Origin of the sequence: Pseudarthrobacter sp. H2, assembly GCF_050157045.1 — a bacterium.
Lineage (GTDB): Bacteria > Actinomycetota > Actinomycetes > Actinomycetales > Micrococcaceae > Arthrobacter.
Map to the genome: position 1 here is coordinate 1,096,477 of NZ_CP189594.1, position 18,678 is coordinate 1,115,154.

The window sequence follows — 18,678 nt, forward strand, 5'->3', positions numbered from 1 at the left end:
TGTCCGGCCCGGCACGGACCGTAATGTCGTAGCGGACGGTAACCGACCGGCGCCATTGGGGCGCCGGACGTCCGGCCAGAGTCAGCGGCGGCGTGTGGTCTCCAGCTCGACTTCGACTTCTTTGACCACGTCGCCGTGGCCGCCGAGTTGTTCGAGTTCGTGGGCGAGTTCGGCGAGTTCGGCGCCGCCGGCCATCTGGGCGGTGAGCTCGTCGAGGGTGATGTCCTTCTTGTCGTAGTAGCCGATCGACTTGCCGCGTTTGAGCAGCAGGAACCGGTCGCCGACGGGGAAGGCGTGGTGCGGGTTGTGGGTGATGAAGATGACGCCGAGGCCGCGGTCGCGGGCCTGCAGGATGTAGCGCAGCACCACGCCGGACTGCTTCACGCCCAGCGCCGCGGTGGGCTCGTCCAGGATCAGGACCTTGGCGCCGAAGTACACGGCCCGGGCGATCGCCACGCACTGGCGTTCGCCGCCGGAGAGCTGGCCGATGGGCTGCTCCACGTCGCGCAGGTCGATGCCCATCTCGGCGAGTTCCTTCTTGGTGATGTCCTTCATCTGCTGGACATCCATGCTCTTGAACGGCCCGAAACCGCTGGTCAGCTCGGAGCCGAGGAAGAAGTTACGCCAGATCGGCATCAGCGGGACCACCGCGAGGTCCTGGTAGACGGTGGCGATGCCGGCGTCCAGGGCGTCCCGGGGCGAATCGAACTTCCGCGGTTCGCCCATGATGTTCAGGACCCCCGCGTCGTGCTGGTGCAGGCCGGCGATGATCTTGATCAGCGTGGACTTGCCCGCGCCGTTGTCGCCCAGGACGCAGGTGACGCGGCCGTTGTCCACGGCCATGGTCACATCGCTGAGGGCGACGATGTTGCCGTAGTGCTTGCCCACCCCTTCGAGGGAGAGCAGGTGCACCGGAGTGTGCGTGAGGGGATCTTTTTCATTCTGCAGCAGCGTCTGCTGGTCGATCTGTTTCGCGTTCATAGTGTTCGGCCCCTTTACTTGAGTTCCGCGCGGCGCTTGACGATGAGGTTCACGATGGTGGCCAGGAGCAGCATCAGGCCCAGGAAGAACTTGAACCAGTCCGGGTTCCACTGGGCGTAGACGATGCCCTTGTTGGCCATCCCGAAGATGAACGCGCCGATCGCCCCGCCTACGGCCGAGCCGTACCCGCCGGTGAGCAGGCAGCCGCCGATGACCGCGGCGATGATGTAGAGGAATTCGTTGCCCACGCCCTCGCCGGACTGCACGGCGTCGAACGCGAACAGGTTGTGCATGCCCAGGATCCAGCCGCAGAAGCCCACGCCCATGAACAGGCCGATCTTGGTCGCCTTGACCGGCACACCCACGGCGCGGGCCGCGTTCGCGTCCCCGCCGACGGCGAAGATCCAGTTGCCGACCTTGGTCCGCAGCAGCACCCAGGAGGCCACCGCCACGAGGACGATCCAGATGAACACCGTGTTTTTGACGTCGACGCCGCCGATGTTCACCGAGGAGGAGAACACCGCCTGCGCGGTCTTGTAGCCGTCCATGGTGGAGATCGACGGGGAGGACACGCCGCCGCCGATCATCCTGGTCAGGCCCAGGTTCAGGCCGGTCAGCATCAGGAACGTCGCCAGGGTGACGATGAAGCTGGGCAGCCTGGTCTTCATCAGGATCCAGCCGTTGATGAAGCCGATGGACAAGGAGACCACCAGGGCCAGGCCGACACCGACCCAGACATTGGTGTTGAAGTACCAGCTGAACATCGACGCCGTCAGCGCCGAGGAGATCACGGCGACACCGGTGGAAAGGTCAAACTCCCCGCCGATCATCAGCAAGGACACCCCCACCGCCATGATGCCGATCGTGGAACTGCCATAGAGCACCGTGGCGAATGCATTGGGCTGGATGAACGTCTGGGACACCGAAGCGAAGAAGATGAACAGGACGATGGCGCCGACGAGGGCACCGACCTCGGGACGTCCGAGGAGTTTCTGCAACGGGTTGCGCTTGGCGACGCGCTCATCGGACACCACGGGCGGCGTCTTGGATATGGTTTGGGTCATGGTGCTTCTCCTACGTCGGGCGGGTTCCGGGCCCTCACCCCGGAACCCGGCGCGAGCATCCTTAGCGGATGCCTTCAGCGGCGAACTTCAGGACATCGGCTGCGTTCGACTGGTCAACAATGGCAGGACCGGTCAGCACCGGCTGGCCGCCGCCGAGCTTGAAACCGCCACGCTTGTTCTGCCACAGCGCATCAACCGCGCCATAGCCCTGCAGCCACGGCTGCTGGTCCACGGTGAAGACGACCTTGCCGTCGATGATGGCCTGGTTCAGCTCACCGTTCAGGTCAAAGGACACCACCTTGACTTTGTCTTTCAGGTGCAGGGACTCCACGGCCTTGACCATGGTCAGGGTGAACGGTGCACCCAGGCCGATGATGGCGTCAGCGCCCTGGGTGGCCTGCAGCTTTGCCGTCACGGTGGAAGAAACCTGGGTCATGTCCGTTCCGGTGACGTACAGGATCTCCGATCCGGGCACCTTGGACTTCACACCGGCACACCGGGCTTCCAACGACACGTTTCCCTGCTCGTGGATGACGCAGATCGGATGCGCCACACCTTCAGCGGCCAGGCGGGCACCGACAGCCGCACCCGCCACTCTCTCATCCGAGCCGAAGTGCGTAAAAGCTCCGAGCTGGGCGGAGACCGATTCGCCGGCATTCAGGCTCACCACCGGGATTCCGGCGTCGGTGGCCTTCTTCAACGCGTCCTTAAGAGCATCCGGCTTCGCCAGGGTCACGGCGATTCCGTCCACCTTCTGGTCGATGGCCTGCTGGATCAGCTGGGCCTGCCGGCCACCTTCCGGATCCGAGGTGTAGAGCAGTTCCACGTTGTCCTTCGCAGATGCCTCTTCGGCGCCCCGGCGGACAATGTCCCAGAAGGTGTCACCCGGCCCGGCGTGGGTGATCAAGGCGATTTTGATCCGGGGCGTCGAGGCCGCCTGGCCCCCGCCAGCCGCATTGCCTGAATCTGCTGGCTTGCCGCCGGTGCTCGAGCACGCGCTCAGGGCCAGCATGGGTACAACAGCAGCAACCAGTGCCGCCTTCCGCCACGAAATTTTCTTCATCGTAAATTTCTCCTTGAATGGTGGGATGGAGCCGGACCTAGCCCGTAATTCGGCAGTCCGTGGTCCCCGATAGGTGAAGTGACGTCCGGGTACAGGGCGCCTGAGGGTCTCTGACCTGTATTCCCGGTGATCCTCGGGAACGGACAGTCAAAGCGGTAGCGTGACGAAGAATAGATTCCACCGCATTTGTAGCGTTCCAAATCGAGATGAGCGTACATTGGTTGAAGTGCACCGTCAAGGGTTGGCGGGCAGGACCTGAAGGGGTTACGAATGGCGGGCAAGCGGCCGGGACGAGCGACCATCGTGGATGTGGCGCTGCAGGCAGGCGTCTCCAAATCGCTGGTTTCCTTGGTCCTCAATGACTCGCCCCTCGTCCGTCCGGACAAGCGCGAAGCCGTCCTGACGGCCATTGAAGCCCTCGACTACCGGCCCAATACGGCAGCGCGGGCATTGGTCCAGGTCCGCACGCGCGCTGTCGGCGTGATTCTCAACGACCTTCGGAACCCCTGGTTCCTCGAATCGCTGCGCGGCATCAACGACGTCCTGGCCGAGAACGGGCTCCACATGCTGCTGGGGGAACAGCGCCTGGGCAGAGCCAGCGGGCAATCGATTGTCAGTACGTTCCTTGACCGGAACGTGGACGGGCTGATCCTCGCCGGCACCATGCCGCAGACCGCCGATCTGGAAGATGCCGCCAGGAAGGTGCCCACCGTCGTCCTCAGCAGCAGGAACTTCTCGCTGCCGGGAGTCGACGTCGTTGCCAACGACGACGCGGCCGGCGGGCGGATGGCCGTCGAACACCTGATTTCCCTCGGCCACCGCAGGATTGCCCATGTGGCGGGCGACAGCGGCCAGGTCGCCCGGCTCAGGGAAGAGGGCTACAGATCCACCATGCGCGCCCACGGCCTCCGGCCCGCCGTGACGCGCAGCGGCAATACGGAGGAACAGGGCCATGCCTCCGCGCTGCAGCTCCTCCGGCAGGCGGACCGGCCCACGGCAGTGTTCGCCGTCAACGACCTGGCCGCCGTCGGGGTTCTGGACGCCGCCTTCGAGCTGGGAATTTCGATTCCCGGACAGCTGTCTGTTGTCGGCTATGACAACAGCTATCTGGCCGGGATCGGCCACATTAACCTCACGTCCGTGGACGCCGCCGGGTATGGGACAGGTGTCGCTGCCGCCCAGGCGCTGGTCCGCCGCATCGCCGCGCCGGAGGATCCCGGCACGGAGACCCTGCTGGCCCCTGAACTGGTGATTCGCCGCAGCAGCGCGGCGCCGGAGGAACCCCGCCCGGCGGGCGCACCCGCACTCTAGCCCCTGCGGCCGGGCACTGGCCGCCCGTGCCCGCTCAAGGGTGGAAGCGCCGAGAATTCTGCATTTCCCGAAAATGCTTGCGCCCCGTGGATCTGTATGTCATCGTTGTCGCATTACTTGGAACGATCCAAACACGATGAGGTGGTACAGAATTGAGTGATTTTCTCGCACGCGTCGCATCGGCGCCCATTTCCTGGGGCATCTGCGAGGTGCCCGGGTGGGGTGCCATGCTCCCCACCCGCCGCGTCCTGCAGGAGATGTCGGATCTAGGGTTCACGGCCACGGAGCTTGGCGCGCCGGGCTTTCTTCCGCAGGAACCGGGCTCGGTGAAGGCCCTGCTCGCCGAATTCGGTATGACGCTGTCCGGCGGATTCACGCCGATCGAACCGCACGTGGCATCCAGGCGCGATGCCACGCTCAAGCAGGCCCGTGCCACGGCGCGGTTGCTGGCGGAATCGGGCGCCAAGCTGTTTATTTCGGCGGCGATCATGGACGCCGACTGGTCCATCCCGCGTGCCCTGACCGCCGGCGAGCACCGCCACATGGTCGAGACGCTCGCCCTGATCGATGAAATCTGTGCCGAGCACGGCCTGGTGCAGGTCCTGCACCCGCATGTGCAGACGCTCGTGGAAACCGCGGACGACGTCCACCGGATTCTTGACACGTGTGACGTCAACTGGTGCCTGGACACGGGTCATCTGGCCATCGGCGGCATTGACCCGGTCCAGTTCGCCAAGGACGCCGTCGAGCGTGTGGGACATGTCCACCTCAAGGACGTCCGGCTGGATATGGTCCCGGCCGTGCTGGACCGCGAAGTGTCACTGAAGGCAGCGACACAGGCGGGACTGTTCACCCAGTTGGGCCGCGGCGACGTCGATATTGCCGGCGTCATCCAGGCGCTGGAAGCAGCGAACTACCGGGGCTCGTATGTGATTGAGCAGGACACCGCGATCGCCGGGGCCGTGCCGGCCGAGGGGCAGGGACCGGGCCAAGAGGTGCAGTCATCACTGAAGTACCTCCAGGACATTGTCGCCCCGACGCTCGGGAAGCGGGTCATCGCATGAGCATCCCGGAGGTCATCTGCGTCGGACGCGTCAGCGTCGATCTGTATGGGGTCGAAATGAACGTGGGCTTTGACGGGCCGCAGTCGTTCACCAAGTCTGTGGGCGGGAGCCCGACCAACGTCGCCGTCGCCGCCGCCCGGCTGGGGCGGCGGGCAGCGATCGTCACCAAAGTCGGCGGCGACGGATTCGGCACCTTTGTCCGGAACCGGTTGGCAGGCTGGGGAGTCACCGTCGATCACGTGGGAATCGACCCGCAGGGCCAGACGCCCCTGGCCTTGACGGCCCTCGCCCCGGCCGAAACACCGCAGGTGGCGTTCTACCGCGGCAACCCGGCGCCGGACACCACCCTGGTCGCGGCCGACCTGGATCCGGAAACAGTGCGGAACTGCGGGGTGCTGTGGATCAGTCACGGCGCACTCGCGCAGGGGACAACGGCGTCGGCGGCGATGACCTGGCTGGAGCAGCGCGGCCGGGCCGGTCACACCATCCTGGACCTGGACTACCGGCCCGCGCTCTGGCCCGATCTGGAGACCTCCCGGCGGGCGAGCCGGACGGCCATCGGACTGTCCACCGTCGTGATCGGCAACCTGGACGAATGCGAAATGGCACTGGGTACCCGGGATCCTGAGACGGCGGCCGCCGCACTCCTGGGCGCCGGCGTCGAACTGGCGGTGATCAAGCTCGGCGGCGACGGCGTGTACCTGGCCGCGGGCGGCGAGCGGTGGACCATCGCCCCGATTCCGGTCGCAGTGGTGTCCGGACTCGGTGCCGGCGATGCCTTCGGCGGCGCACTGTCGCACGGGCTGCTCAACGGCTGGGCCCCGGAGCGGATCGGGCATTTCGCCAACGCCGCCGGCGCCCTGGTCGCAAGCCGGCTGGCATGCGCCGAAGCGATGCCGACCCTCGAGGAACTCGAATCAATGTTCATAACCAAGGAGAAGGAATCGTGCTGACGCACCTCGACGAAACCAGCTACAGGGCCCTCATCGAGGCCCGCATCTTTGAGCCGAAATCATTGCAGACCGCACTGGTGAACAGGTCCCGGCGCAGCCTCGCCGGGAAAGACGGCCGGCTCCTGATCCTGGCCGCGGACCACACGGCCCGCGGTAAGCTCGCGGCCGGCGGTGATCCGCTCGCCATCGCCGACCGCTACACGATGCTGGACCGGATCGTGCGGGCCCTGGCCAATCCCGACGTCGACGGTGTCCTCGCCAGCGCGGACATCCTCGAGGAACTGGCCTGGCTCGGCGTGCTCGAAGGCCGGCTGGCCATCGGCACCATGAACCGCGGCGGAGTCATCGGCACGCAGTGGGAACTCGACGACCGCATGAGCGCCTACGACGCCGACCACGTCGCCGCCTACGGCCTTGACGGCGGAAAAATGCTGCTCCGGATCGAAGACACCGACCCCGGGGTCGCCCGCACGATCGAGACCGTCGCCGCCGCCATCACCCAGCTGGCCGACCGCGGCATCATGAGCCTGCTTGAGCCGCTGCCGTACCTCCTCAACGACGCCGGCCTCGCCGTCCTCGACGAGTCGGACGAACGGCTCATCAAGGTCGTCGCCATTGCCTCCGGACTGGGGTCGTCCTCGGCTCACACCTGGCTCAAGCTCCCCACCACGGACCGGATGGCGGAAGTCGCTGGCGCGACGTCAATGCCCGTCCTGATGCTCGGCGGGGACCCCGGCAAAGACACTGCACAGACATTCGCACGATGGGAGAACGCCATGAAAGAACCAAACGTCAGAGGACTGGTGGCCGGAAGGGCCCTGCTCTACCCGCATGCCGGGACCGTTGAGGCAGCAGTCCGGCAGGCGTCGGACCTCGTCCACGGGGCGAACCGATGAGCTGGCACCGGCCCGCGGTTGCCGGCAGCGACGCGTCCGTCACCCCGGAAGAGGCAGGCTGGGCCTACAGCGGCCTCGACGTCAGGACGCTTCAGCCGGGCGTGACCGTCGAGATTGAGTTGACGCAGGACGAGGCGGTCATCGTGCCGCTCTCGGCGCGCAACATCGGCGTCACCGTCGACGGCGAGCCCTACCTGCTGGAAGGACGCGACGGAGTCTTCGCCGCGGTCTCCGACTGGCTCTACGCACCGGTCGGATCGAAACTGACGATCAGCGGCGCTTCCGGAGAAGTCGCCGTCTGCACCGCCCGCGCTTCGGAACGCTTCCCGGTGGCCCATGTCCGCGCCGAAGACGTCCCCGTCGAAGTCCGCGGCGCCGGCCGGGCAACCCGCCAGATCGCCAACATCGCGACCCCCGGGTCTTTCTCGGCCGCCCACCGAATCAACGTGTGTGAGGTGATTACGCCCGGCGGCAACTGGTCCTCGTGGCCGCCGCACCGCCACGACGGCCTGGACGGCTGTACGGTCAACAACGAGGAGATTTACTACTTCCGGATCGGCCGCGGCGACTCCGCACACGGCGAACCGGACGGCCAGGGCCTGTTCCACGTCTACTCCGTTGATGGTTCTGTCGACGAGACCGTGACGCTCCACGACGGGGACGTCTACCTGGTCCCGCACGGCTACCACGGCCCGTCCGTCGCCCCGCCGGAATACCCGATGTACTTCCTGAACGTCCTTGCCGGGCCGAACGAAGACCGCACCATGGCATTTTGCGATGACGCCACACACCATTGGATCCGCGAGGCGTGGGAGGGCCAGGAGCCCGACCCCCGCCTGCCCCTGACCTCAGCACACGGAAGAGTGATCAACGTATGACAAATCGACGAAGCATCGGAATTGCGGTACTCGGGCTGGGATGGATGGGACAGGCGCACAGCCGTTCCGCACTGCGGATTCCCTCGCTGTTCCCGGACCGCTCCTTTGAGCCACGGCTTGTCGTCTGCGCTGACACGGCGCCGGCCCTGCGGGAACGCGCAGTCAACGACTTCGGGTTTGAACGTGCCGTGGAAGACTGGCGCGAGGCCATCAACGATCCGGACGTCGACGCCGTCTGGGTGACCGCACCCAACATGCTGCACCTGCCGATGATCGAAGCCGCCTGCGCAGCAGGAAAGGCCGTCTTCAGCGAGAAGCCGATCGGCGGCAAGCCGGAACAGGCCGTGCAGGCCTTCCGCGCCGCCGAAGCCGCCGGCGTGCGCACCGGCGTCGGGTACAACTACGTGTGGAGCCCCCTGGTGCTCCACGCCCGCGACCTGATCGCGTCCGGTGAGCTGGGCGAGATCACCCACTACCGGGGCCGGTTCCTGACGATGTACGGCAGCGACGAACTGGGCCTGTTGACCTGGCGGTTCAAACTCGCCGAGGCCGGGTACGGCGTCACCAGCGATATTCTCAGCCACTCGGTGTCGATGGCACAGTTCCTGGTGGGCGGCATCGAGGAAGTTGTCGGAATGCAGAACACCACCATCACCCGGCGCCCGCTGCCGTCCGGAACCGCGAGCCACTACGGCCGCGGTTCGGCAGAGGACCCGACCGGCGAGGTCGAGAACGAAGACTTCGCCTCGATGCTGTGCCGCTTCTCCAACGGTGCCACCGGCACTTTTGAGAGCAGCCGGACGATCGTGGGTCCCGAGTCCGAGAACGCCTTTGAGGTCTACGGCACGAAGGGCTCGCTGAAGTGGAACCACGAGCGCATCAATGAGCTCGAAGTGTACAAGCTCGGCACCGGCGATGACACCGGATACACGACGGTGCGCGGCGGGGACCGGTTCCCCTTCCACGGCGCATTCGTCCCCGGGCAGGCCAACTCCATCGGCTTCGAAGACCTCGTGGCGATCGAGGACTTCAACTTCATGGAGAGCCTCGCGACCGGGGCACCCTTCTCGCCGAGCTTCAGGGAAGCAGTCGACGTCGTGAGCGTCCAGCAGGCTCTCATCGACTCGTGGAAATCGCGTTCATGGCAGACGGTCGTGGACCTGGCCGAGAACGAAGGAGCATCCTGATGGGCGGCGAAACGGTACGCATCACAACGTCGGAGGCGATCGTCAGGTACCTGATCGCGCAGCGGACCGTCGTGGACGGGCAGGAAGTCCCGCTGTTCCCCGGTGTGCTGGCGATCTTCGGTCACGGCAACGTCACCAGCCTCGGCCACGCCCTGGAAAGCCATCGTGACGAGATCCCGGTGTGGCGGGGCCAGAACGAACAAGGCATGGGCCTGGCTGCGGCGGGTTTCGCGAAAGCCATGCGCCGCCGGCAGGTCATGGTGTGCTCTTCCTCGATCGGCCCGGGCGCCACGAACTTCATCACCGCGGCCGGGGTCGCCATGGCCAACCGGCTGCCCGTGCTCTTCATCTCCGGCGACACCTTCAACTCCAGGCTCCAGGACCCGGTCATCCAGCAGGTGGAGCACTTCGGAGCGCCGTCGACCACAGTAAATGACGGGTTCCGGCCGGTCGTGCGCTACTGGGACCGGATCACCCACCCGGCACAGCTGCTTTCCTCACTGCCGCAGATGGTGGGCACGCTCCTGGACCCGGCGGACTGCGGACCGGTCTTCCTTGGCCTGCCCCAGGACGTCGCGGCTGAATCCTACGATTACCCGGTGGAGTTCTTCACCACCCACGTGCACAGGATCTCCCGCCCACGGCCCGATTTCGGCCAGGTCGAGCTGGCAGCCGAGGCCATCCGGAACGCTGAGCGGCCGGTGATCATCTCCGGCGGAGGAGTCCACTACTCCCTCGCGGAAGCCGAGCTGGGAGAAATCGCCGAAGCCCTGGGTATCCCCGTGGTGGAGACGGTGGCCGGAAAATCGGCGTTGCTGCCGGACCATCCCTGCTATGCAGGCCCGGTCGGCGTGGCCGGCGCCGAAGCCACCAACGCCGTGGTCCGGGACGCGGATCTCATCATCGCGGTGGGGACCCGGCTCGAGGACTTTACCACCGGTTCCTGGACCGCGTTCGCCCCGGATGCCAGGATCGTGGCGCTCAACGCCGCGAGGTTCGATGCCCTCAAACACCGCGCGCTGCCGGTCATCGGCGACGCGCGTGAATCGCTGGTCAGTCTCCAGAAAGCCCTGCAGGGGTGGACCGCTGAGCAGGACTGGACGGCGCGGGCATCCGAGGCACGCGCAGGGCTGGAGGCATTCGTTGCCGGCCGCGCCGCGCCTGATGGCCACTGGCCCCCGAGCTACGCCCAACTGATCGCCGAAGTGCACGGAAGTGCCACCGCCGAGGACTACATCCTCACTGCGGCGGGCGGCCTGCCCGGCGAGGTGAACGTCAACTGGGCGAGCAAGGGGATCGCCACGGTCGACACGGAATACGGATTCTCCTGCATGGGCTACGAAATCGCGGGAGCCTGGGGTGCGGCGTTCGCCCGGACCTCCGGACAGGTTTACGCGATGGTCGGCGACGGCTCGTTCCTGATGCTGAATTCGGACATCTACTCCTCCGTGCTCTCCGGCAAGAAGTTTGTGCTGGTGGTCTGCGACAACGAGGGCTACGCCGTCATCGAACGCCTGCAGGTCGGACAGGGCGGCGCGTCGTACAACAACATGCTCAGCGATGCGCGCGGCCCGGGGTCTTCCGTCCGGGTGGATTTCCATGCCCACGCCCAGGCCCTGGGGGCCCTGACGTTCACGGTCGAAGACATGGACGAGCTGCGCGAAGCCCTGGCGGCGGCCCGGACCGCTGACCGGACCACGGTGATCGTCACCAAGGTCCGGGCCAGCGACTGGACGCTCGGCGGCGCCTTCTGGGAGGTGGGCGTACCGACCACCAGTGACCGTCCGGAGGTCACCGCTGCCCGGGCAGCCATGGATGAAGGCCTCGCCGGTCAACGCCGCGGCATCTGACGGGTTCAGGAACCGGGCGGGTTCGGGATTAGAAATGGTTCAGGCCGGGCACTCGCCCGGCCTGAACCATTTCCACGCTGCCCACGCGTCGCCGGCCGCAGCGACGTGATCACCTTTTGAGGTTCCGGTACTCAGCGGCTTCCGTGTGGGCCCTGGTTCCCGGCAGCTCAAGGCGGCGTGTGCGAATCCGCGGCTTTCCGCGACCGCTTGTGACTGTTAACTTCGGGTGTGAACATTTGGGTGTTCGAACCCGTCTGCACCGAATGACACCAGCTACTGCGTTGAATCCTTCGCCATGTCCGTTGCCGGGACCCATCGGTAGAGCGTGGGGACAGAGACCCCGAGGTTTTTGGCAACCTCCTTGGGCGGGGTTCCCTGGCTGAGGAGTTTGCGGGCGGAGCGGATCTTGGCCTCCGTCATGACCCGTTTGCGGCCACCGACCATGCCCTGTTCCCTGGCTGCCTGCAGGCAGGCCTGGGTGCGTTCGACCATGAGCTCACGTTCCATCTGGGCCAGTGACGCCATCACGTTGAAGAAGAAGCGGCCGGAGGCCGTGGTGGTGTCGATCGCGTCGGTGAGGCTGACGAAACCGATGCCGCGCTCGTTCAGACCGCCGGCGAAGTCCAGGAGGTCTTTCACGCTGCGGCCGAGGCGGTCCAGCTTCCATGCGGCCAGGGTGTCGCCCGTGCGACGTCCAGCGACTGGGTGAGGCCGGGGCGCCGGGCCTTTGGCCGCTGATCGTATCTTCATAGATACGGTCGCACCCGGCGCCCTTCAGGGCACCCAACTGCAGATCAAGGTTCTGGTCACGGGTGGAGACTCTGGCGTAGCGATACGGTGTGCAGCCATGTGGGTGTTCTCTTCTCAAACTCGATTCGGGGCCTTGGGCCGACTGTCTTCGACTCCGATGCTGCCGTCTCGCGACGTTCCCGCTCCCACGCCAGCTGCACGGCGGTCTCCAGGTCGTCGCACGGGGCAAAGCTGAAGGCTGTTGCGTCTCCATGTTGGCGTTTATGCATGGCGTATCTGGAGACGATGTCAACTGTCTGGCTGATCCGGAGTAACCGCATCAGGGGTGATCATGACTCATGATGCCACTTCAAGAACATTCGAAGAGGACCGACTGACTGCAGAGTTCGAACACTCTGTGCACACGACTTCGAAAATGACACGGGGGCCGGTCCCCCCGTGGCCGCGTCCGCTCAGCGAGCCGCCACCGAGGCCCTCAGCTTTTCCGTCAGCCGCCGCAGCTCCTGCTGTTCCTCTGCCGTGAGGGCCGGGGAGACGAGCGCGGCGATGTCGCGGACATGCTCCCGGCCGATCTGCTTCTGCAGCTCCCAGCCGGCCTCGGTGAGCTGGATGCGGATGCCGCGGCCGTCGTCGGGGGCCGGCATCCGATCCACGAGCCCGCGCTTCCCGAGGCGCTCCACGAGCCGGCTCAGGCTGGACTGGCTCAGGAGCACATGGTCGTTGAGCTCGTTGAGGCGGAGCCAGCCGGAGGGGCACCGGGAGAGCGTGAACAGCACGTCGTACTCGTTGATCGCGAGCGATTTGAAGGCGGGGCCGGCCTGCAGCCTGCGCATCACCGCCACCTGGGCGCGGAACAGGGATTCCCAGGTCTCCGCGGCCAGGCGGACAGAGGACTCGGCCGTCTTGGCGGACATTACGCGTCCTGGCTGGCAGCTTCACTCGGCTGCGACGCCACGGCGCCTGCGGCCAGTGAAGCTGCCACGCGGCCGGCGTGGGTGGGCGGTTCCGGAACATGGGCCGGCTTGAGGGCGGCGTATTCCTTGCGCAGGACCGGCAGGACCTCCTCGCCGAACAGGTCCAGCTGTTCCAGTACGGTCTTCAGCGGCAGGCCGGCGTGGTCGATCAGGAACAGCTGGCGCTGGTAGTCGCCGAAGTACTCCCGGAAGGCGAGGGTCTTCTCGATGACCTCCTGCGGGCTGCCGACGGTCAGCGGGGTCTGCGAGGTGAAGTCCTCGAGTGACGGGCCGTGGCCGTAGACCGGGGCATTGTCGAAGTACGGGCGGAACTCCTTGACGGCGTCCTGGGAGTTCTTCCGCATGAAGAACTGGCCGCCGAGGCCCACGATCGCCTGGTCCGCCTTGCCGTGGCCGTAGTGCTCGTAGCGCTCCCGGTACAGGCTGATCAGCTGCTGGTAGTGCTCCTTGGGCCAGAAGATGTTGTTCGCGAAGAAGCCGTCGCCGTAGTAGGCGGCCACTTCGGCGATCTGCGGGGTGCGGATGGAGCCGTGCCACACGAAGGGGGCGACGCCGTCGAGCGGGCGGGGCGTGGAGGTGAAGTTCTGCAGCGGGGTGCGGAACTTGCCGGACCAGTTCACGGTGTCCTCGTCCCAGAGGCGGCGCAGCAGGGAATAGTTCTCGATCGCGAGCTCCACCCCGTCCTGGATGTTCTTGCCGAACCAGGGGTAGACCGGAGCCGTGTTGCCGCGGCCCAGGACCAGGTCCACGCGGCCGTCGGCCAGGTGCTGGAGCATGGCGAAGTCCTCGGCGATCTTCACCGGGTCATTGGTGGTGATCAGCGTGGTCGCCGTGGACAGGATGATGCGCTCGGTCTGGGCGGCGATGTAGGCCAGGGTGGTGGTGGGGGAGGAGGAGAAGAACGGCCGGTTGTGGTGCTCGCCGATGGCGTAGACATCCATGCCGATTTCTTCGACCTTCTTGGCGATGGCCACGGACGCCTTGATGCGTTCGTTTTCGGTGGGGGTGTGGCCGGTGGTGGGGTCAGTGGTGATGTCACTGACACTGAATACGCCGATTTGCATGATGCGCCTTCCGTTCTCTGGACTTCTTGGGGTCTGTTTCAAGTATAGACCATTTCCATGCATATGCATCTATCACCCGGCATAACGTGTGCCACACCCGCTTATTCCCCGGCCTTCCCCGGCGCGCCCCTCCCAAGTAGCTCGCATTTGTTGCCGTTTTCAGCGCTCAAAACGGCAACAACTGCGATCCAGTTGGGCACGGTCGGGCGCGGTTGGGCGCGGTCGGGCCGAGTCAGCGCGGCAGTTCAGCCGCGCGGGGTCCAGCCCCGGTCAAGGAGAGCGGCGCGGACCTTCGTGACGGCTGAGCGGGCGTTGTTGGCCATATGACGCTTCGACAGCCGGACCAGCGTCCAGCCCGCCCGGCTGAAATCCTCCTCGCGGGAGATATCGCGGATGATCTGCTCAGGCTCGGAGTGGCCATCGCCTTCGTATTCGACGGCCACGCGGTATTCGGGGTACCCCAGATCGGGTTGGCGCACGACGCCGGCCCGCAGTTCCGTGGGCGGGTTCAGGCAGGGCTCCGGCAGACCTGCCTGTCCGAGCGCGAGCCGGAGCCTTGTCTCAGGCGCGGAATCGGCGCCGAGCCGTGCCTGCTCCAGGGCCAGCCTCGCCTTGCGGATGCCGGGCGTGCCCTTGTGCCGGTCCAGCATCTCCGCGAGTTCCCCGATGCTGGCGTGTGCCTCGCTGCGGCCCTCCAGCTCGGGACGCGGCCTGCGGATCAGGTGGTCAGCCACGACGGTGAGTTCGTCGATGCTCATCCTCCGGGAGATGTCCAGCCATGTCCGGGTGCGGCTTGTGAGCAGGAGGCCGTCCAGACTGGTGATCTCGTCCGGAAAGAACTGGCCCACGTGGCCCACGACGCCCGTCCGCCGCGGAATGGCCATGGTGTCCGGCCTCGAGATGTGGATGCCGGGGGAGTCGGCCCCGGGGAGGAATCCGGGCAGTGCCCAGAGCCGGAATGCCGTGGCATGCGAAGCCGCCGAAAATTCGGTGATCCGGGTGAGCGGCCGGACCAGCGCCGCGGCTCCGGCCAGCGGTCCGGCCGGCGACGCAGGGATACGGATGCCGCGGCTGGGTGCCGCAAGCCCAGGGTGACGCAGCCTGCGGTGGCTGGCTCCGGCGTCGAGCGCTTCCCGGAACGTAAACGGAGCGCTGCCCAGCGGCTCCGGCAGTGGTCGAGGCGTCTTCATGCCCCCATCGTGGCAAACCCTGGCGGCCTGCGGAGGGTTATCCACAGGCCGGCGCCCCGGGAGCCCAACTAGCTGGCAATTGTTGTCGTTTTGGGCCCTCTAAACGACAACTAATGCGAGCCAGTTGGGAGGGGAACGGCATCCGGGAGGTCATCAGGAGCGTCGCCTCGGAAGTCATCGAGGTCCCCGGCGAAGTCGCCAGGGAAGTCGTCCGCGAAGTCCCCGCCGACGTCGTCCAGGGGTGCCGGGGCGGCGTGGCGGGCGGTGCGGCGGGGGGCGGGGCGGGGCGCCTTCAGCAGGGCTTTCCGCTCGCGCCGGCCTTCCACCAGCCGGTACAGCACCGGAACCAGCACCAGCGTCAGCGCGGTCGACGAAATCAGGCCGCCGATCACCACCACTGCCAGCGGCTGCGAGATGAAGCCGCCGCCGCCCGTCAGGCCCAGGGCCATCGGCGTCAGGGCGAACACGGTGGCCAGGGCTGTCATCAGGATCGGCCGCAGGCGCTGCCGGGCCCCGTGCGTGATCGCGTCCGCCACGCTCATCCCGGGCTCGCCGTTCCGCGGCCGGCGGTACTGGTTGATGAGGTCGATCAGCACAATCGCGTTGGTCACCACGATGCCCACCAGCATCAGCATGCCGATCAGCGAGGGCAGGCCCAGCGGCACGCCGGTCACCAGGAGCAGGGCAATCGCTCCGGTCGCGGCGAACGGGACGGACACGAGCAGGATCAGCGGCTGCACGAGGGACTTGAACGCGGCCACCATGATGACGTAGACGATCGCAATGGCGGCCAGCAGCGCCAGGCCCAGCTGGGCGAACGACTCGGCCTGCTGCGTCGTGGCCCCGCCGATCGCCGCGGTGACGCCGGGCGGCAGCGGGACCGACGTGAGCCGGTTCTGCACTTCGGTGCTGACCGCGCCGAGGTTGCCGCCCGACGGCGTGACGGAGACGCGTGCGGTCCGCTGGCCGTTGCTGGCGGTGATCGAGACCGGAACGTCCACCTGCTCGACGGCGGCGACACTGCCCAGCGTTACGGCGCCGGCCGCCGTCGGAAGCGGGATGTCCCGGACGGCGCCGATGCTGCTGAACCGGGTGCCCTCGCCGATCCGGACCGGGAAGTCGTTGGTGTCGATGCGCACGGTTCCGGCCGGAATCGGGCTGACCGTGGCGGCGAGCACGCCGGCGACCTGTTCCTCGTTCAGGCCGGCGGCGACGGCCTTGGCGCGGTCCACCTTCACCTGGACCACGGCCTGGCTGGCGGCGAGGTTGGTGCTGACCTCGCTGCTGCCGGGAACCCCGTCCATGGCCTTGACCATCGCGTCGCTGGCGGTCCTGAGGTCGGCCGAGGTCGCGGCCGTCAGCGTGATGTCCACCGTCGAGGAGGTGCCGAAGCCGCCCTGCTGGGAGCCGACGGTGATCTTGCCGGCGCCGGACAGCTGGGCGAGGGCGTTGCGGACGGTGTCCTGGAGCCTGCCCTGGTTGGCCTTTTCGTCGGTGACCACCGTGATGCTGGAATTCGAGGCGCCGGCGGAAAGGAGCGCGGAGAAGCCGGCCGTGGCGTTGCCGGTGGTGGCCTGGACGTCCTTGACGCCGTCGATGCCGCGCAGCACATTTTCGAGTTTGACCGCTGCCGCGCCGGCGTCGGCGAGGCTCGTGCCCGCGGGCAGCTCCTGCTTGACCGTCATGCTGTTTTCCCCGGAACGGCCCAGCAGGTCGGTGGCGAGTAGCGGCGACATCGCGGCGGTGCCGCCGAGCACGAGGACGGCGGCGATCAGGGTAAGGACCGGATGCCGCTGGGTCTTGGTCAGGACGGGCAGGTAGCCGCGCTGCAGGAGGGTGCGCTGCTCGGCCTCGTGGGCCTTCGCGGCGGTCTCCCGCGCGGACGCGTCCGGGACACCGGAATCTGCCGGGGTCCGCAGGAACCAGTAGGCCAGCACCGGCACGATCGTCAGCGAGACCAGCAGCGAGGAGACCAGCGCGATGGTCACGGTCAGCGCGAAGGGCCGGAACAGCTCGCCGGCGAGGCCGGCCACGAAGGCGATGGGCAGGAAGACGGCGACGGTGGTCAGGGTGGAGGCGGTGATGGCGCCGGCCACTTCCCGGATGGAGGTCAGGATCGCGGTGAGCTTGGCTTCGCCGTAGCTGAGGTGGCGCTTGATGTTTTCGATGACGACGATCGAATCGTCAACGACGCGGCCGATCGCGATGGTGAGCGCGCCGAGGGTGAGGATGTTCAGCGAGTAGCCGGTGGCCGAGAGCCCGATGAAGGTGATCAGCAGGGACAGCGGGATCGACACGGCCGTGACGAGGGTGGAGCGCACGGACATCAGGAACACCAGGATCACGGCGACGGCGAAGCCGAGGCCCAGGAGCCCCTCGGTGGTCAGGTCCTTGATGGATTTCTCGATGAACGGGGCCTGGTCGAACACCGGAGTGAACGTGGCGTTGGAGCCGAGCTCGGCCTCGAGCTGCGGGATGGCGTCCTTGACCGCGTGGGAGATCGCCACGGTGTCGCCCTCGGGCTTCTTGGTGACGGAGAGGGCCAGGGTTTCCTTGCCGTTGGTCCGGGTGATCGAGGTGCGGGCGTCCTCGGCGATGCTGACGTCGGCCACGCTCCCGATCGTCGTGCCGTTTTTCGCGCCGCCCAAGGGGAGGGCCTTGACCGCGTCGAGGGAATCCACCGGGCTGCCGATCTGCAGCGCGAGCGTCCTGCCCTGTTCCTCGACGGTGCCGGCCGGAACCAGCGTGCCGTTGTTCTTCAGCGCGTTGCTGATGGACTGGATGCCCGCGCCGGCGGCGGCCATCGCCGCGGGGCGGGGCAGGATCCGGATGTGCCGGGTGGCGCCGCCGGTCACCTCGGCGCCCCGCACGCCGTCGAGCTTCTGCAGCCGCGGCACGGTGAGCCGGGCGAGGTCGGCGTTCAGCTCACTGAGCGGCTTGTCCGAGGCGACGGCGAGGTACACGATCGGGAAGTCGCTGATGCTGCCGGCGATCGCCTGCGGCTGGACGTCCTTCGGCAGCGACTGCCTGGCGTTGGAGACGGCGCGGTCGATCTGGTTCCGGGCCCGGTCCAGGTTGGTGCCGTAGGTGAACGCCAGGCGGATCTGCGAGACGCCGTTGCGGGAAGTGGACGACGTCGACTCCAGCCCCTCGACGCCGTTGTGCGCCGTCTCCAGCGGGGCGCTGACCTGCTTGTCCACGACTTCCGGCGAGGCACCGGGCATCGAGGTGATGACCGTGATCTGCGGGAACTCGATGGACGGGATGAGCTCCTGCTTCAGCGAGGACATCGTGATCACGCCGAAGACGGACGCGAACACGGTGACCAGCGCGATCAGCGCCCGGTTGGCCAGCGACAGCTTTGCGAGCCGGAACATCTCATGGTCTCCTGGTGGGTCGGCGGACGTGCCTCAAGGGTGGCCCAAAGGGGTTGGCTTCAAAGCATCAGGGCAA

Annotated in this window: 15 protein-coding genes and 1 pseudogene; 7 read left to right on the forward strand and 9 right to left on the reverse strand. The window is 66.9% G+C overall.

Annotated elements, in window-relative coordinates; genetic code table 11:
- Positions 1–81: 81 nt before the first annotated feature.
- The 3 genes from ACQCSZ_RS05175 to ACQCSZ_RS05185 all read right to left on the reverse strand — a co-directional run bounded on the left by ACQCSZ_RS05175 (position 82) and on the right by ACQCSZ_RS05185 (position 3,108).
- The gene (locus ACQCSZ_RS05175; RefSeq protein ID WP_427007008.1) at positions 82–981 is read right to left on the reverse strand and encodes an ATP-binding cassette domain-containing protein; all 900 of its coding nucleotides are present in this window, start codon (positions 979–981) and stop codon (positions 82–84) included.
- 14 nt (positions 982–995) lie between these two features.
- Positions 996–2,045, reverse strand: coding sequence for an ABC transporter permease (locus ACQCSZ_RS05180; RefSeq protein WP_427007009.1), 1,050 nt, complete (start codon positions 2,043–2,045; stop codon positions 996–998).
- A 61-nt stretch (positions 2,046–2,106) separates the two neighbouring features.
- Positions 2,107–3,108, reverse strand: a complete 1,002-nt coding sequence (locus ACQCSZ_RS05185; RefSeq protein WP_427007010.1) for a substrate-binding domain-containing protein — start codon at positions 3,106–3,108, stop codon at positions 2,107–2,109.
- Positions 3,109–3,378: 270 nt separating this feature from the next.
- On the opposite strand from ACQCSZ_RS05185, the gene ACQCSZ_RS05190 reads away from it, so the two are divergent.
- The 7 genes from ACQCSZ_RS05190 (at position 3,379) to iolD (ending at position 11,247) form a co-directional block, all read left to right on the forward strand.
- On the forward strand, positions 3,379–4,419 hold the full coding sequence (locus ACQCSZ_RS05190; RefSeq protein ID WP_427007011.1) for a LacI family DNA-binding transcriptional regulator: 1,041 nt from the start codon (positions 3,379–3,381) through the stop codon (positions 4,417–4,419).
- Between the two features lie 152 nt (positions 4,420–4,571).
- A complete protein-coding gene (locus ACQCSZ_RS05195; protein WP_427007012.1) occupies positions 4,572–5,483 on the forward strand; it encodes a TIM barrel protein in 912 nt (303 codons plus the stop codon).
- Positions 5,480–6,436 carry a 5-dehydro-2-deoxygluconokinase gene (iolC, locus tag ACQCSZ_RS05200; protein ID WP_427007013.1) on the forward strand — a complete coding sequence of 319 codons (957 nt, stop codon included), beginning with the start codon at positions 5,480–5,482 and terminating at the stop codon, positions 6,434–6,436. Before ACQCSZ_RS05195 ends, iolC begins: the two co-directional genes overlap by 4 nt.
- Positions 6,430–7,332, forward strand: coding sequence for a Cgl0159 family (beta/alpha)8-fold protein (locus tag ACQCSZ_RS05205; RefSeq protein ID WP_427007014.1), 903 nt, complete (start codon positions 6,430–6,432; stop codon positions 7,330–7,332). The genes iolC and ACQCSZ_RS05205 overlap by 7 nt, the downstream gene beginning before the upstream one ends.
- Positions 7,329–8,210 (forward strand): 5-deoxy-glucuronate isomerase, encoded by an 882-nt coding sequence (iolB, locus tag ACQCSZ_RS05210; RefSeq protein ID WP_427007015.1) that lies wholly within the window; start codon positions 7,329–7,331, stop codon positions 8,208–8,210. The genes ACQCSZ_RS05205 and iolB overlap by 4 nt, the downstream gene beginning before the upstream one ends.
- On the forward strand, positions 8,207–9,397 hold the full coding sequence (locus ACQCSZ_RS05215; RefSeq protein WP_427007016.1) for a Gfo/Idh/MocA family protein: 1,191 nt from the start codon (positions 8,207–8,209) through the stop codon (positions 9,395–9,397). Before iolB ends, ACQCSZ_RS05215 begins: the two co-directional genes overlap by 4 nt.
- A complete protein-coding gene (gene iolD / locus ACQCSZ_RS05220) occupies positions 9,397–11,247 on the forward strand; it encodes a 3D-(3,5/4)-trihydroxycyclohexane-1,2-dione acylhydrolase (decyclizing) (RefSeq protein WP_427007017.1) in 1,851 nt (616 codons plus the stop codon). Before ACQCSZ_RS05215 ends, iolD begins: the two co-directional genes overlap by 1 nt.
- Before the next feature lie 273 nt (positions 11,248–11,520).
- On the opposite strand, the gene ACQCSZ_RS05225 is transcribed toward iolD, so the two are convergent.
- The 6 genes and pseudogenes from ACQCSZ_RS05225 to ACQCSZ_RS05250 all read right to left on the reverse strand — a co-directional run bounded on the left by ACQCSZ_RS05225 (position 11,521) and on the right by ACQCSZ_RS05250 (position 18,602).
- Positions 11,521–11,997 (reverse strand): recombinase family protein, encoded by a 477-nt coding sequence (locus ACQCSZ_RS05225; protein ID WP_427007018.1) that lies wholly within the window; start codon positions 11,995–11,997, stop codon positions 11,521–11,523.
- Between the two features lie 22 nt (positions 11,998–12,019).
- Positions 12,020–12,250, reverse strand: a pseudogene (locus ACQCSZ_RS05230) (hypothetical protein); the annotation flags it as partial.
- 199 nt (positions 12,251–12,449) lie between these two features.
- Entirely contained in the window at positions 12,450–12,911 is a 462-nt protein-coding gene (locus tag ACQCSZ_RS05235; RefSeq protein WP_427007019.1) for a MarR family winged helix-turn-helix transcriptional regulator, read from the reverse strand.
- Positions 12,911–14,035 (reverse strand): LLM class flavin-dependent oxidoreductase, encoded by a 1,125-nt coding sequence (locus ACQCSZ_RS05240; RefSeq protein WP_427007020.1) that lies wholly within the window; start codon positions 14,033–14,035, stop codon positions 12,911–12,913. The genes ACQCSZ_RS05235 and ACQCSZ_RS05240 overlap by 1 nt, the downstream gene beginning before the upstream one ends.
- A gap of 245 nt (positions 14,036–14,280) precedes the next feature.
- Complete coding sequence (locus ACQCSZ_RS05245) at positions 14,281–15,225, reverse strand: endonuclease domain-containing protein (protein WP_427007021.1); 945 nt, start codon at positions 15,223–15,225, stop codon at positions 14,281–14,283.
- A gap of 110 nt (positions 15,226–15,335) precedes the next feature.
- A complete protein-coding gene (locus ACQCSZ_RS05250; protein WP_427007022.1) occupies positions 15,336–18,602 on the reverse strand; it encodes an efflux RND transporter permease subunit in 3,267 nt (1,088 codons plus the stop codon).
- Positions 18,603–18,678: the final 76 nt, after the last annotated feature.

What these genes read in the sequence shown, in the direction of transcription:
- ACQCSZ_RS05245 (WP_427007021.1), bottom strand. Translation starts at nt 15,225, where the DNA reads ATGAAGACGCCTCGACCACTGCCGGAGCCGCTGGGCAGCGCTCCGTTT.
- ACQCSZ_RS05240 (WP_427007020.1), bottom strand. Translation starts at nt 14,035, where the DNA reads ATGCAAATCGGCGTATTCAGTGTCAGTGACATCACCACTGACCCCACC.
- ACQCSZ_RS05190 (WP_427007011.1), top strand. Translation starts at nt 3,379, where the DNA reads ATGGCGGGCAAGCGGCCGGGACGAGCGACCATCGTGGATGTGGCGCTG.
- iolD (WP_427007017.1), top strand. Translation starts at nt 9,397, where the DNA reads ATGGGCGGCGAAACGGTACGCATCACAACGTCGGAGGCGATCGTCAGG.
- ACQCSZ_RS05225 (WP_427007018.1), bottom strand. Translation starts at nt 11,997, where the DNA reads ATGAAGATACGATCAGCGGCCAAAGGCCCGGCGCCCCGGCCTCACCCA.
- ACQCSZ_RS05175 (WP_427007008.1), bottom strand. Translation starts at nt 981, where the DNA reads ATGAACGCGAAACAGATCGACCAGCAGACGCTGCTGCAGAATGAAAAA.
- ACQCSZ_RS05185 (WP_427007010.1), bottom strand. Translation starts at nt 3,108, where the DNA reads ATGAAGAAAATTTCGTGGCGGAAGGCGGCACTGGTTGCTGCTGTTGTA.
- ACQCSZ_RS05215 (WP_427007016.1), top strand. Translation starts at nt 8,207, where the DNA reads ATGACAAATCGACGAAGCATCGGAATTGCGGTACTCGGGCTGGGATGG.
- ACQCSZ_RS05250 (WP_427007022.1), bottom strand. Translation starts at nt 18,602, where the DNA reads ATGTTCCGGCTCGCAAAGCTGTCGCTGGCCAACCGGGCGCTGATCGCG.
- ACQCSZ_RS05235 (WP_427007019.1), bottom strand. Translation starts at nt 12,911, where the DNA reads ATGTCCGCCAAGACGGCCGAGTCCTCTGTCCGCCTGGCCGCGGAGACC.
- ACQCSZ_RS05180 (WP_427007009.1), bottom strand. Translation starts at nt 2,045, where the DNA reads ATGACCCAAACCATATCCAAGACGCCGCCCGTGGTGTCCGATGAGCGC.
- iolC (WP_427007013.1), top strand. Translation starts at nt 5,480, where the DNA reads ATGAGCATCCCGGAGGTCATCTGCGTCGGACGCGTCAGCGTCGATCTG.
- iolB (WP_427007015.1), top strand. Translation starts at nt 7,329, where the DNA reads ATGAGCTGGCACCGGCCCGCGGTTGCCGGCAGCGACGCGTCCGTCACC.